Genomic DNA, 13505 nt, shown 5'->3' on the forward strand with positions numbered 1-13505 from the left:
TCTACTGGACATGCATTCGCTCTGGCGAACACTCGATCGCGGCACGCTCCGCGACATCGCCCTGGTATGCCTCGCCGACGCCATGGTGGGCGCCGCGTTCGGCGCGATCTCCGTGTCCGGCGGCCTGCCTCCGTGGGTGCCGGTCGTCATGTCCCTGGTGGTGTTCGCCGGAGGAGCGCAGTTCGCCGCGGTCGGCGTGGTGCTGTCCGGCGGCGCCCCGATCGCCGCCGTCGCGGCCGGTCTGGTGCTGAACGCGCGCCTGCTGCCGTTCGGCTTCGCGATCGGCGACGTCCTCGGCGGCCGGTGGTGGACACGCCTCACCGGCGCGCACCTCATGACGGACGAGGCGGTGGCCTTCGTGCTGCGCGACGGCGATCCCCGCCGGCGTCACGCCGCGTTCTGGGCCTGCGGGCTCGGTCTGTTCGTCAGCTGGAACGCGGCCGTCGTGCTCGGCGCGCTGGCCGGGCGCGGCATCGGCGACACCGGCGCCCTGGGGCTGGACGCGGCCTTCCCCGCGGTGCTGCTCGCCCTCGTGCTGCCCTCGCTCGCCGAACGGAATGTCCACAACGCCGCCCCGCGCCGGGCCTCCGCGTTCGGTGCGGCGGTCGCGGTGGCGGCCACGCCGTTCCTGCCCGCAGGCCTGCCGGTGCTGCTCGCCCTGACCGGCCTGGTGCTCGCCACGCGCGCACCGGCGCCGCTGCCCGACCGGGAGGTCCACTGATGCCCCTGCTCGCCATCGCCGCGCTGGCCGCAGGCACCTACGCGTTCCGCCTGGCCGGGCCGGTGCTGCGTCACCGGCTCCGGCTGCCCGGCCGCCTGCGCCACCTGCTGTCCGTCGCCGCGACCGTGCTGCTCATCGCCCTGGTGGCCACCTCGGCCCTCACCGAGGGGCACGGCTTCGCCGGATGGGCCAGGCCCGCCGGGGTGCTCGTCGCCGGGATCCTCACGCTTCGGAAAGCACCGTTCCCTCTGATCGTCGTCCTCGCCGCCGCCACCACGGCGGTCCTCCGCCTCCTCGGCGTGCCCTGAGGGGACCTGAGAACGGGCCGCCTTCTGACATGAAGAAGGGCGGTCGATCGACCGCCCTTGAGGTGTTGTGGAGCTATGGGGACTCGAACCCCAGACCCCTTCCATGCCATGGAAGTGCGCTACCAGCTGCGCTATAGCCCCTTGCGACGCAGTCAGTGTATAGGAGTCCGCGCGGGGACGGTAACCGGACGAGCCGATGTCACACGACGGCGGGCATGATACGTCTGGCATGACATGACCATCGAAGTCTTCACCGCGCACAGGAGCCTGCTCGTCGGTGTGGCCTACCGCATCCTCGGCGGTGCCGCGGACGCGGAGGACGTGGTCCAGGAGGCGTGGCTGCGCTGGGCGGAGGTGGACGCCGCGTCGGTGGCCGACCCGAAGGCCTACCTCGTGCGCGTCACCACCAACCTCGCCATCGACCGGCTGCGCCGGGTGCGGGCCAGGCGGGAGGCGTACGTCGGGCCCTGGCTGCCCGAGCCGGTCGTCACCGCGCCGGACTCCGGGGAGCCCGCGGAACGCGCCGACAGCGTCGAGCTCGCCCTCCTCGTCGTGCTGGAGACACTGTCCCCGCTGGAACGGGCCGTGTTCGTCCTGCGGGAGGCGTTCGGCTTCTCCCACGCCGAGATCGCCGAAATCCTCGGCCGGGGCGAGCCTGCCGTACGACAACTCGCCAGGCGCGCCCGCGACCACGTGCGCGAGCGCAGGCCGCGCTTCGACGTGGACCGGCGCGCGCGGCGCACGATCACCGAGCGCTTCGTCGCGGCCTGCGCGGAAGGGGACATCGAGGGCCTGACGGCGCTGCTCGCCGCGGACGTCCGCATGGTCGGCGACGGCGGCGGCAAGGTCCGGGCGCCGCTGCGGGAGCTGGCCGGCGCCGTGCCGGTCGCCCGCTTCCTCGTCGCGATCGCGAGCCGGGAGGGCCGCCGGCGCTTCCTGGCCTCCCTGGGCGCTCCCCCTGGCTTGGAGATGGACTTGGAGATCGCCGAAGTCAACGGCGGGCCCGCGATCGTCGCCCGCCTGGAGGGCCGTCCCGTCACGGTCGTCTCGCTGATGATCGGCGACGGTCTGATCCATACCGTCTACCTCATCGCCAACCCGGACAAGATGTCACGAATGGCGACCCCGGACGCGTCCGGGAGTGCATGAGAGAAACCATCACGATCGTGGGCGGCGGGCTTGCCGGGCTGACCGCCGCCATCGCCTGCGCCGAGGGCGGTGCGGCCGTCGTCCTGCACGAGGCGCACCACACCCTCGGCGGGCGCGCCCGCTCCACCGCTGCGCCGTACGTCGCCAACGACGGCACCCACGTCTTCTACTCCGACGGCCTGCCGTGGCGGTGGCTGGACGAGCGGGGGCTGGTCCGGCCGTACGCTCTGCCACGGCCGGGGCACCTGGCCCGGGCGCGGTTCCGCCGGGACGGGAGGCTGACCGGGCGGCCCCCGGCCGGGCTGCTGCGGATGATCGCCCGGCGCGGCCTGCGGGCGCCGGTGGACGAGGACTTCGGCTCCTGGGCCACCCGCCGCTTCGGCGCCGAGGCCGCACGGGCCGCCGCCGGGCTGCTGGGAGTCGTCACCTACGACGCCGACCCCGGCCGGCTGTCGGCGGCCTTCGCCTGGGAGCGGCTCCTGCGCGTCACCGCTCCGCGCTACCCGTCCGTCCGCTATGTGGCCGGCGGCTGGGGGCGGGTGATCGACCGGATGGCCGCGCGGGCGCGCGACCTCGGCGTACGCATCGAGACCGGGTCGAGGGCCGACCGGCTGCCGGAGGGACCGGTGATCGTCGCCACCTCCCTCGACGCCGCCCGCGGCCTGCTGGGCGACGACTCGCTGCGCGGGGAGAGCGGCCGCGCGGTCCTGCTCGATCTCGCGGTACGCGCCGACCCGCGGGACCTGTTCCTCGTCAGCGACCTGGACGAGGGCGGCTTCCTGGAGCATTACTCGCTGCCCGACCCGTCCCTGGCCCCGCCCGGGGAAAGCCTCGTCCAGTTGGAGATGCCGATGCGTCCCGGCGAGCCGAAGGCCGTCGCGCTCGGGCGGCTGGAGCGGATCGCCGACCTCGCCCTCCCGGGCTGGCGCGGGCGGACGACCTGGCGCCGCGACGCGGTGGCCGCCGGGCGCAGCGGCGCGCTCGACCTGCCCGGCACGTCGTGGCGCGACCGGCCGGCGGTCCAGCGCGGCGACGGCGTCTGGCTGACCGGCGACCAGGTGGCGGCGCCCGGCCTGCTCGGCGAGGTGTCGATCAACAGCGCACTCGCGGCGGCCCGGGCCGCCCTCGCCTCCCGATCGCTGTCCCGGCGGGCGGCCTGACGCACAGCGTCTGACACACGAACGGGCCCTTCCCCTGGGGGAAGGGCCCGCGCGCGATCAGCGAGACCGGATCAGCCGAGAGCCCGGATCAGCCGAGAGCGGAGAGCAGCCGGTCGTACTCGGCCTGCGTGACGCCCAGCACCGTGCCGTGACGCGGACGGCTCGGGAGCTGGTAGTCGGCCGGGACGGTCCAGTCGCCCTTCTCGAGGTCGGTCGACTCGAACGGCACGTAGCCGCGGCCGCCGTACTCGTCGATGAACAGGTACCACTTGTCCTCGGTGTTGGACTTGAAGATCGTCGGCCCCTCACCGCGCGACAGCACGCCGGAGCCGATGCACTCCTTCAGGAAGCCCCAGTTCGTGTCGGTCAGCGAGGTGGACTTCTCCTCGATGATGTACTTGCTGCACGGGCTGGAGGAGGTGTTGTTCCTCTCGTCCTTCGTGAAGCGGTAGTAGGTCCCGTTGTGCTCGATCACGGTCGAGTCGATGACCGAGTAGCCCGGGTCCTTCCAGATCTTCGGCTCGGAGAAGGTGTAGAAGTCGCGGGTCGTCGCGTACACCATCTTGTTGTACGTGTCCCCCGTGTGCTGCGGGTTGTCGTACAGCTTGGACGCCCAGAACACCACGTACGCGCCGAGGGTCTTGTCGTAGTACGCCTCCGGCGCCCAGGTGTTGCCGGCCTCAGGCGGGGAGACCTGGACGAGCCGCTGGTTCGTCCAGTGCACCAGGTCGGTCGACTCGGCCACCATGATCGAGCGGCTGCCGCCGCGCTGCGCGCGGTCCCAGTCGCCGTTGCCGTAGATCTTGAGGTCCGTGGCGATCAGGTAGAACCTGTCGCCCTCGGGCGAGCGGATGACGAACGGGTCGCGCAGGCCCTTCTCTCCGACGTCGGAGGTGACGACCGGCCGGCCGCCGTTGAGCTCCTGCCAGTGCAGCGGGTCGTCGCCCTTGCTCAGCGCGTTGTAGATCTGCTCGCCGTTCGAGTAGCCCTCGCCGGTGAAGTAGGCGAACAGGTAGCCCTTGTACGGCTCCTTGGCGGGCAGCGCCGGCACCTCGGGCTTGAAGACGCGCACGGCCTGGTGGCCGCCGCGCGAGACCGTGGCCTTGAGGTTCACCTTCACGGCTTCGGCGCCCGGCGCGGGACGGTTGACCTCGCCGGTCTCGCTGAGCGTGTCCGGCTTGCTGGACCGCCAGGTGATGGTGGTGCCGTTCTCGCCCTTCGTCGGCAGCGTCAGATTGCCGCGGACGTCGCCGATGTTGTGCACGACGAGCTTGCCTGCGTCGGTCTCGACGGCCCGCTTGTCGGTGTAGATCGCCTCGACGGTGACGTCGAACGTCTTCGTCTCGGTCGCCGTGCCCTTGGTGAGCGTGGCGGTGAGGGTGACGTGGGCGTCCGCCGCGCCCGCCGGCGGCCGGGTGACCGCGCCGGTCGTGCTGACGACGGACGGGTCGCTGGAGGCCCAGGTGATCGTGGACCCGGACGTGCCCTTGGCCGGCAGCGTCAGGTCGGACCGGACCGCGCCGGTGTCGCCGAGGTCGAGCGCCGCGGCGTCCTGCTTGACGATCTCGGCGTTGACCGGCCCCGCGAGCTGGGCGATCTCGGACGCGCCGAGGGCCCGGCCGTAGACGCGGAAGTCCTTGACCCTGCCCTTGAGGTACTTGTCGCCCGAGTAGAGCGAACGGCCGATGTAGTCGGCCGTGGTCGTGCCGCCGCCGATCGAGCCCGGGGTGAGCGTGACGGCGGTGTTGCGGGCGACCTCGTCGCCGTTCTGGTACAGCACCCCGACGCCGCCGCCGAGCGTGTACGCGATGTGCTGCCAGCCGCCGCGCGGCAGGTTGACGCCGGCGTTGGCGTTCTGCTCGGTCGACCAGTTGCCCGAGGCGATCGACGTGCGGAAGGTGTTGCCGGTGGTGAACAGATAGCCGTTGCCGCTCGACCCGCTCGAGTTGCCGAAGCCGTAGACGAAGTACGGCGTGGCCTGCGTGGGGTCGATCCAGACGTCGAGCGCGACCGTGATCGAGGTCATGCCGCGCATGAGGTTGTCGGGCAGCTTCACGTACCCGTTCGTGCCACCGAGCTGGAGGCCGTCGCCCCAGCTCGCGTCACCGCCGAGCGTGCCGTTCCTGCCGTTGCCGGAGGAGTCGGCGGCCACGGTGCCGGAGGTCTCGTCGAGCTTGTACCAGAGAGCGAGGCCCTCGTCCGCCGCCGAGGCGGCGGACGGGACGAGTGCCCCCGCTCCGAGTGTGAGGGCGGCCAGGCCGCCCACCACCCCCCGGAGCAGATGAACACGTTTTCCCATCAAAATCCTTGCGCGAGCCGATAGTAGGCCTGGTTCCACCGCAGTTCCTTGACGAACTGGCGGGAGGTGGTCGCCTCGTCGATGACGAGCAACTCGACGCCGAGCATGTCGGCGAAGTCGTTCAGCTCCTCGGACCCGATGGCCGAGGAGAGCACCGTGTGGTGCGGGGCGCCCGCCGTGATCCACGACTCGGCGGAGGTGCGCATGTCGGGCCGGGGCCGCCACACCGCGCGGGCGACCGGCAGGGCGGGCAGCGGCTCGGGCGGGGCGACCACGTCGATCTCGTTGGCCACCAGCCGGAACCGCTCGCCCATGTCGGACAGGCCCACCACCACGGCGGGGCCGGGGGCCGCGTCGAACACGAGCCGAACCGGGTCCTCCCGGCCGCCGATGCTCAGCGGGTGGATCTCGCACGCGGGGGTGTCCGCCGCGATCGTCGGGCAGACCTCCAGCATGTGCGCGCCGAGGATGAGCTCCTCGCCCGGGGTGAGGTGGTAGGTGTAGTCCTCCATGAACGAGGTGCCGCCGGGCAGGCCCGCCGACATGACCTTGAGCGTGCGCAGCAGCACCGAGGTCTTCCAGTCGCCCTCGCCGCCGAAGCCGTAGCCCTCGGCCATGAGCCGCTGCACGGCCAGGCCGGGAAGCTGGCGCAGCCCGCCCAGGTCCTCGAAGTTCGTGGTGAACGCCTTGAAGCCGCCGCCCTCCAGGAAGTGCCGCAGGCCCAGCTCGATGCGGGCCGCGTAACGCAGCGACTCGTGCCGCTCCCCGCCCGCGCGCAGCTCGGGGGCCATCCGGTAGAGGTCCTCGTACTCCTTGACGAGGGCGGACACGTCGGCGTCCGCGGCGGCGTCCACGGCCTCGACCAGCTCGTTGACGCCGTAGGTGTTCACCGACACCCCGAACCGCAGCTGCGCCTCGACCTTGTCGCCCTCGGTCACGGCGACGTCGCGCATGTTGTCGCCGAAGCGGGCCAGGCGCAGCGAGCCGACCTCGGCCCGGCCGGCCGCGGCGCGGGCCCAGGTGGCGATCCGCGCCGCCACCGCCGGGTCGCTCACGTGGCCCGCGACGGTCTTGCGCGGCACGCCGAGGCGCGTCTGGATGTAGCCGAACTCGCGGTCGCCGTGGGCGGCCTGGTTGAGGTTCATGAAGTCCATGTCGATGGAGCTCCACGGCAGTTCCACGTTGGCCTGCGTGTGCAGGTGCAGCAGCGGTTTGCGCAACGCGTCCAGGCCGGCGATCCACATCTTGGCCGGGGAGAACGTGTGCATCCACGCGATCAGGCCGATGCAGTCGTCGTCACCGTTGGCCTCAAGGCACACGCGGCGGATGGCCGCCGCGTCGGTGAGCACGGGCCGCCACTCGAGCTCGAACGGCAGCGCCTCGCCCAGCTGCTCGGCGATGCGCTGGGACTGCTCGGCCACCTGCCGCAGCGTGTCCTCGCCGTACAGGCCCTGGCTACCGGTCAGGAACCATAGCTTCACAGGTGACTCCTCTGTCCATAGACGTTCTGATACCGGTCGTACAAGCGGTCGATGTCGCCCTGCGCGATCGGCAGGGGCTCGCCGAGCTGCCGGGAGACGTGCACGGTGCGGGCGACGTCCTCGCACATCACGGCGGCCTTGACGGCCGCCTTCGGCGACTCGCCGATGGTGAACACGCCGTGGTTCTGCATCAGCACGGCGCGGGAGCGGTGACCGGTCAGGGTCGCGACGATCCCCTTGCCGATGTCGTCGTTGCCGATGAGCGCGAACGGCCCGAGGGGGATCTCCCCGCCGAACTCGTCGGCCATCGCGGTGAGCACGCACGGGATCGCCTCACCGCGGGCCGCCCACGCCGAGGCGTACGTGGAGTGGGTGTGCACCACGCCGTTGACCTCCGGCATGTGCCGGTAGACGTAGGCGTGCGCCGCCGTGTCGCTGGAGGGAGACAGGTCGCCCTCGACCAGGTTGCCGTCGAGGTCGCAGACCACGATCGACTCGGGGGTCAGGTCGTCGTACGACACGCCGCTGGGCTTGATGACGAACAGGTCCTCGCCCGGCACCCGGCCCGACACATTGCCGGCCGTCCAGGCGACGAGGTTGTATCGCACCAGTTCGGCGTGGAGCCGGCAGACTTCCCTGCGAAGTTCATCGATCATGCACTGGCCTCGTTCCTGATAGCGCGGAGCCGGTGGAGCATCCCGCCGTCCGCGAAGTGGTCGTGCAACCTGCGGTACTCGGCGTACAGCCGGTCGTAGGCGTCGGCCCGCTCGGCGTCGGGCGCGTACGCGGCGGCCTGGCGCTTGCCCATGGCCGCCCCGGCGGCGGTGATGTCGGGGTAGGCGCCCGCGGCGACGGCCGCGTGGATCGCCGAGCCGAGGGCCGGCCCCTGGTCGGAGCCGATCACCGACAGCGGGCGGCGCAGCACGTCGGCGTACGTCTGCATGAGGAAGCCGTTCTTGAGCAGGCCGCCGGCGACCACGAACTCCTCCACCGGGACCCCGGCGGCCTCGAACGTCTCCACGATCGTCCTGGCGCCGAACGCGGTGGCCTCGATGAGCGCCCGGTAGACGTCCTCAGGCCGGGTGGCGAGCGTCTGGCCGACGACGACGCCGGAGAGGGTGTGGTCGACCAGGACCGAGCGGTTGCCGCCGTGCCAGTCGAGGGCGACCAGCCCGTGCTGCCCGACCTTCTGCCCGGCGGCGAGGGAGGTGAGGTACTCGTGCAGCCCGAGCCCCGCCTCGGCGGCCCGTTCCGCGTACGACGCGGGCACGCAGTTGTCCACGAACCAGCCGAAGATGTCGCCGACGGCGGACTGGCCCGCCTCGTAGCCCCACAGTCCGGGGACGATGCCGTCGCGCACCACGCCGCACATGCCGGGAACCTCGGCGAGCTGGTCGGAGCACATGACGTGGCAGGTGGAGGTGCCCATGATGGCGACCATCTGGCCCGGCCGCACGGCGTCGGCCGCCGCGGCGGTGACGTGGGCGTCGACGTTGCCGACCGCCACCGCGATCCCCTCGGGCAGGCCCGTCCACTCGGCGGCCCGCGCGGTCAGGTGGCCAGCGAGGCCGCCGAGCGGAACGAGCTCCTGGCCGAGCTTCCGGGTGAAACCGGAGAAGGCGGGATTGAGCGCGGTCAGGAAGTCCTCGGACGGATAGGCGCCGTCCTGGTGGACGGCCTTGTAGCCGGCGGTGCAGACGTTTCGGGTCTCCACCCCGGTGAGCTGCCAGATGATCCAGTCGGCGGCCTCGATCCAGCGGTCGGCCCGGTCGTACATCTCCGGGTCCTCCTCCAGCAGCTGCAAGCCCTTGGCGAAGGCCCACTCGGAGGAGATCTTGCCGCCGTACCGCGGCAGCCACGCCTCGCCGCGCTCGGCGGCCAGCGCGTTGATGCGGTCGGCGTGCGGCTGGGCCGCGTGGTGCTTCCAGAGCTTCGGCCAGGCGTGCGGCCGCTCGGGGAACTCCTCGCACAGCGGGTGGCCGTCGGCCGTGGCGGGCAGGATCGTGCAGGCCGTGAAGTCCGTGCCGATGCCGATCACCTGCTCGGCGGGGACCTGCGCGGCGGCCAGCGCCTTGGGCACCGCGTGCCGCAGCACGTCGATCCAGTCCGCGGGCGACTGCAGGGCCCAGTCCGGTCCGAGGCGGACGCCGGAGCCCGGTAACGCGTCCTCGATCACCCGGTGGGCGTACTCGTGCACGGCGCTGCCCAGCTCCGCGCCATCGCTCACCCGGACCACCACGGCGCGGCCGGACAACGTGCCGTAATCCACACCGACCACATAACGGTCACTGTTAACGTTCACACTCAACCTCCAGAGGCTCTTGCGCCGCCCATGCCCGGAGCGGGGGGCCGCCGGCCGGCGATGCGGCCGGCGGCCCGAAACCGGTTTCTATCGATGTCCGCGGGCATCAGCGCGCGGTGCCGGCCCTGCGCTTGGTCCACACGTCGAACGCCACCGCGGCGAGCAGCACGGCACCCTTGACGAGCATGACCCGCTCGCTGGGCGAGCCGATCAGCGACATGCCGTTGTTGATGACCGCCATGATCAGACCACCGGTGATCGCCCCGACCACCTTGCCCACGCCGCCCTGCACCGCCGCGCCGCCGATGAAGGCCGCCGCGATCGCGTCCAGCTCGAAGCTGTTGCCCGCGGTGGGGCCCGCCTGGTTGAGCCGGCCGGCGAAGATGACACCGGCGATCGCCGACAGCACCCCCATGTTGACGAAGATCCAGAAGACCACCGACTTGACCTTCACGCCGGACATCACGGCCGCGTGCAGGTTGCCGCCGATGGCGTAGATCTGCCGTCCGAAGACCGTGCGGTTCGCCATCAGCGAGTACGCCAGCACGAGCACCGCCAGCAGCACGAGCACCCACGGCAGGTTCTTGAAGCGGGCGAGCTGCACGACGAGGAAGAGGATCACCGCGGCTCCTGCCGCGATCTTCAGCGCGAACAGCGCCAGGGGATCGACCGCCTGCCCGTAGCCCTTGCGGGCGCTCCGGGTGCGCCACTGCGCGAGGACCATGCCGGCGATCGCGACGATGCCGACCAGCAGGCTGAACAGGTCGGCGCCCCCGAGCGGGCCGAGGCCGATGTTGCCCAGCCAGCCGTCGGTGAAGCCGTTGGCCAGTGTGCGGACCTGGTCGGGGAACGGGCCGATGCCCTGGTTGCCCAGGACGGTGAGGGTCAGTGCCCGGAACAGCAGCATGCCGGCCAGCGTGACGATGAAGGCGGGGATGCCGAAGTACGCGATCCAGTACCCCTGCCAGGCCCCGATCAGGGCTCCGGCCACGATCGTGATCAGCACGGCCGCCGGCCAGGGCACGCCCATGTTCACCATCAGCACCGCGGCCAACGCGCCGGTGACCGCGACCACCGAGCCGACCGACAGGTCGATGTGCCCCGCGATGATGACCAGGATCATCCCGATCGCCAGGATCAGGATGTAGGAATTCTGGACGATGATGTTGGAAATGTTCTGCGGCTGCAGCAGTGCGCCGTCGGTCAGCACCGAGAACAACACGATGATCAGTGCGAAGGCGATGTAGATGCCGCTGGAGCGCAGGTTTACCGACAGCCCGCCGAGCGACACCCGGCCCGGCCGCCCCGGCGCTCCCCCGCCGCCCTTGGCGCCGACCTCGACGTCGGCGGGCGTGATGCTGCTCATGCGAGCTACTCCTGTCCCTTGGTCATGAGATACATGAGGCGTTCCTGCGTGGCCTCCTCGCGCGGCACCTCACCGGTGACGCGCCCCTCCGAGAGCGTGTAGATGCGGTCGCAGAGGCCGAGCAGTTCGGGCAGCTCAGACGAGATCACCAGCACGGCCTTGCCCTGCTCCGCCAGACGGTTGATGATCATGTATATCTCGTACTTGGCGCCGACGTCGATGCCCCGGGTCGGCTCGTCGAGGATCAGCACGTCCGGCTCGGTCAGGATCCACTTGGAGAGCACGACCTTCTGCTGGTTGCCGCCGCTCAGCTTGCCGACGACGCTGTCCACACTGGGCGCCTTGATGTTCATGCTCCCGCGGAACTGCTGGGCGACGCGGTATTCCTCGTACTCGTTCACCCAGCCGCGCTTGGACAGGCCCTTGAGCCAGGCCGCGCTGATGTTGCGCTTGATGTCCTCGATGAGGTTGAGGCCGTACCTCTTGCGGTCCTCGGTGGCGTAGGCGACGCCGTGCCTGATCGCGTCCTGCACGGTGCGCAGCTCGATCCGCTCGCCGCCCTTGAAGATCCTGCCGGAGATGTGCACGCCGTACGTCCGCCCGAACACGCTCATCGCCAGTTCGGTGCGCCCGGCGCCCATCAGCCCGGCCAGGCCCACGATCTCACCACGCCGCAGCATGAGCGAGGCCCCGTCGACCACCTTCCTGCCGGGCTGGCTGGGGCTGTAGACCGTCCAGTCCTCGATCCGGAAGGCCTCCTCGCCGATCGCGGGCGTGCGCGGCGGGAAGCGGTTGTCGAGTGCGCGGCCGACCATCCCGGAGATGATGCGGTCCTCGGTCACGCGGTCGACGGCCATGTCCAGCGTCTCGATCGTGCGCCCGTCACGGAGGATCGTGACGGAGTCGGCGATCGCCGTGACCTCGTTGAGCTTGTGCGAGATGATCACGCACGTGATGCCCTCGTCCCTGAGCCCGCGCAGCAGGTCGAGCAGGTGGGCCGAGTCCTCGTCGTTGAGCGCCGCGGTCGGCTCGTCGAGGATGAGGAGCTTGACCTCCTTCGACAGCGCCTTGGCGATCTCCACGAGCTGCTGCTTGCCCACGCCGATGTCGGAGACCGTCGTCGTGGGGTTCTCGCGCAGGCCGACCCGCTTCAGCAGCTCGCCGGCCTCGTAGTTGGTTCGGTTCCAGTCGATGACGCCACGCGTCGCCCGCTCGTTGCCGAGGTAGATGTTCTCCGCGATCGACAGCTGCGGGCACAGCGCCAGCTCCTGGTGGATGATGACGATGCCGGCGTGCTCGCTGTCGCGGATGCCGCCGAACTCGCAGCGTCTGCCCTCGAAGGTGATCTCGCCGTCGTACTGGCCGTGGGGATAGACCCCGGACAGCACCTTCATCAGCGTCGACTTGCCGGCGCCGTTCTCGCCGCAGATAGCGTGGATCTCACCCCGCCGTACCGCCAGGTTGACGTCCTGCAGGGCCGTCACTCCGGGGAATGTCTTGGTGATCCCGCTCATTCGCAAGATGTGCTCGGTCATGTGCCCCCCGCTCAGGGAGGGCCCGGGGACTGCTCCCCGGGCCCGGATCCCTACTTGAGCTGGTCCTCGGTGTAGTAGCCGCTGCCGACGATGACGTCCTTGTAGTTGTCCTTGTCGACGACCACCGGGTCGAGCAGGTACGACGGGACGACCTTGTTGCCGTTGTCGTAGTCCTTCTCGTTGTTCACCTCGGGCTTCTGACCCTTCAGCACCGCGTCCGCCATCTTCACGGTCTGCTCCGCGAGCTTGCGGGTGTCCTTGAAGATGGTCGAGTACTGCTCACCCGCGACGATCGACTTGACCGACGCCAGCTCGGCGTCCTGGCCGGTCACGACCGGGTACGGCTGGCCGCTGGTGCCGTAGCCGGAGCTCTTGAGCGCCGACAGGATGCCGATGGAGAGCCCGTCGTACGGCGAGAGCACGCCGTCGACCTTGGCGTCACCGGTGTAGGTCTTGGTGAGAATGTCCTCCATGCGCTTCTGCGCCGTGGCGGGGTCCCACCGCAGGATGGCGGCCTGCTTGAAGTCGGTCTGGCCGCTCTTGACCTTCAGCGTGCCGTCGTCGATCTTCGGCTTGAGCACCGACATCGCGCCGTTCCAGAAGAAGGTGGCGTTGTTGTCGTCGGGCGAGCCGCCGAACAGCTCGACGTTGAACGGGCCCTTCTTGCCGCTGTCGACGCCGAGGCCCTTCAGCAGCGAGGTCGCCTGCTGCACGCCGACCTTGAAGTTGTCGAAGGTGGCGTAGTAGTCGACGTTCGGGCTGTTGCGGATGAGCCGGTCGTAGGCGATGACCGGGATCTTGTTGTCCGCGGCCTCCTGGAGCTGGGAGGTGATCGCGGTGCCGTCGATCGAGGCGATGATCAGGAGCTTGGCGCCCTTGGTGATCTGGTTCTCGATCTGGTTGACCTGGGTGGGGATGTCGTTCTCGGCGTACTGGAGGTCGACCTTGTAGCCGAGGCTCTCGAGCTGCTGCTTCACGTTGTCGCCGTCGTGGATCCAGCGCTCCGACGACTTGGTGGGCATGGTGACGCCGATCAGGGCGCCGGCGGTGCCGGCCCCGGAGGACGCGGACGCCTCGGTGTCCACCGTCTTCTGGCTGGAGCCGCAGGCCGTCATTGTCGCGGCGAGCGCGATGGCGGACACCACGCCCCCGATTCGTAGCAACCTCATATGCATCTCCTTGGT

General features: G+C 70.5%; 11 protein-coding genes and 1 tRNA gene. 4 read left to right on the top strand and 8 right to left on the bottom strand.

Translation table 11 applies throughout. The features are described 5' to 3' along the window. Positions 1-10 precede the first annotated feature (10 nt). Positions 11-721, top strand: a complete 711-nt coding sequence (locus tag HHX35_RS33485) for an AzlC family ABC transporter permease (protein ID WP_182902658.1) — start codon at positions 11-13, stop codon at positions 719-721. After that, positions 721-1029 (top strand): AzlD domain-containing protein, encoded by a 309-nt coding sequence (locus HHX35_RS33490; protein ID WP_182902659.1) that lies wholly within the window; start codon positions 721-723, stop codon positions 1027-1029. The genes HHX35_RS33485 and HHX35_RS33490 overlap by 1 nt, the downstream gene beginning before the upstream one ends. A 68-nt stretch (positions 1030-1097) precedes the next feature. Here HHX35_RS33490 and HHX35_RS33495 read toward each other — a convergent pair. Further along, positions 1098-1170, bottom strand: a tRNA-Ala gene (locus HHX35_RS33495). A 93-nt stretch (positions 1171-1263) separates the two neighbouring features. Between HHX35_RS33495 and HHX35_RS33500 the strand changes: the two genes are divergently transcribed. Both HHX35_RS33500 and HHX35_RS33505 read left to right on the top strand, forming a co-directional pair. Further along, a complete protein-coding gene (locus HHX35_RS33500; protein WP_182902660.1) occupies positions 1264-2178 on the top strand; it encodes an RNA polymerase sigma-70 factor in 915 nt (304 codons plus the stop codon). Then, entirely contained in the window at positions 2175-3338 is a 1164-nt protein-coding gene (locus HHX35_RS33505) for an NAD(P)-binding protein (RefSeq protein WP_182902661.1), read from the top strand. Before HHX35_RS33500 ends, HHX35_RS33505 begins: the two co-directional genes overlap by 4 nt. A gap of 88 nt (positions 3339-3426) precedes the next feature. Here the strand turns inward: HHX35_RS33505 and HHX35_RS33510 are convergent, their stop codons facing one another. The 7 genes from HHX35_RS33510 to chvE form a co-directional block, all read right to left on the bottom strand. Then, a complete protein-coding gene (locus tag HHX35_RS33510) occupies positions 3427-5637 on the bottom strand; it encodes an immunoglobulin-like domain-containing protein (protein WP_182902662.1) in 2211 nt (736 codons plus the stop codon). Next, the gene (gene araA, locus HHX35_RS33515; RefSeq protein ID WP_139576262.1) at positions 5637-7118 is read right to left on the bottom strand and encodes an L-arabinose isomerase; all 1482 of its coding nucleotides are present in this window, start codon (positions 7116-7118) and stop codon (positions 5637-5639) included. The genes HHX35_RS33510 and araA overlap by 1 nt, the downstream gene beginning before the upstream one ends. Then, entirely contained in the window at positions 7115-7774 is a 660-nt protein-coding gene (locus HHX35_RS33520) for an L-ribulose-5-phosphate 4-epimerase (protein ID WP_079316089.1), read from the bottom strand. Before HHX35_RS33520 ends, araA begins: the two co-directional genes overlap by 4 nt. Continuing rightward, positions 7771-9420 (bottom strand): ribulokinase, encoded by a 1650-nt coding sequence (gene araB / locus HHX35_RS33525; RefSeq protein WP_182902663.1) that lies wholly within the window; start codon positions 9418-9420, stop codon positions 7771-7773. The genes HHX35_RS33520 and araB overlap by 4 nt, the downstream gene beginning before the upstream one ends. A 106-nt stretch (positions 9421-9526) precedes the next feature. Beyond that, positions 9527-10786 carry a multiple monosaccharide ABC transporter permease gene (gene mmsB, locus HHX35_RS33530; protein WP_182902664.1) on the bottom strand — a complete coding sequence of 420 codons (1260 nt, stop codon included), beginning with the start codon at positions 10784-10786 and terminating at the stop codon, positions 9527-9529. A gap of 5 nt (positions 10787-10791) precedes the next feature. Beyond that, positions 10792-12321, bottom strand: a complete 1530-nt coding sequence (mmsA, locus tag HHX35_RS33535; protein ID WP_182902665.1) for a multiple monosaccharide ABC transporter ATP-binding protein — start codon at positions 12319-12321, stop codon at positions 10792-10794. Between the two features lie 50 nt (positions 12322-12371). Continuing rightward, positions 12372-13490, bottom strand: coding sequence for a multiple monosaccharide ABC transporter substrate-binding protein (chvE, locus tag HHX35_RS33540; RefSeq protein WP_182902666.1), 1119 nt, complete (start codon positions 13488-13490; stop codon positions 12372-12374). Positions 13491-13505: the final 15 nt, after the last annotated feature.

It is taken from the genome of Microbispora sp. H10830 (assembly GCF_014161375.1).
GTDB lineage: Bacteria > Actinomycetota > Actinomycetes > Streptosporangiales > Streptosporangiaceae > Microbispora > Microbispora catharanthi.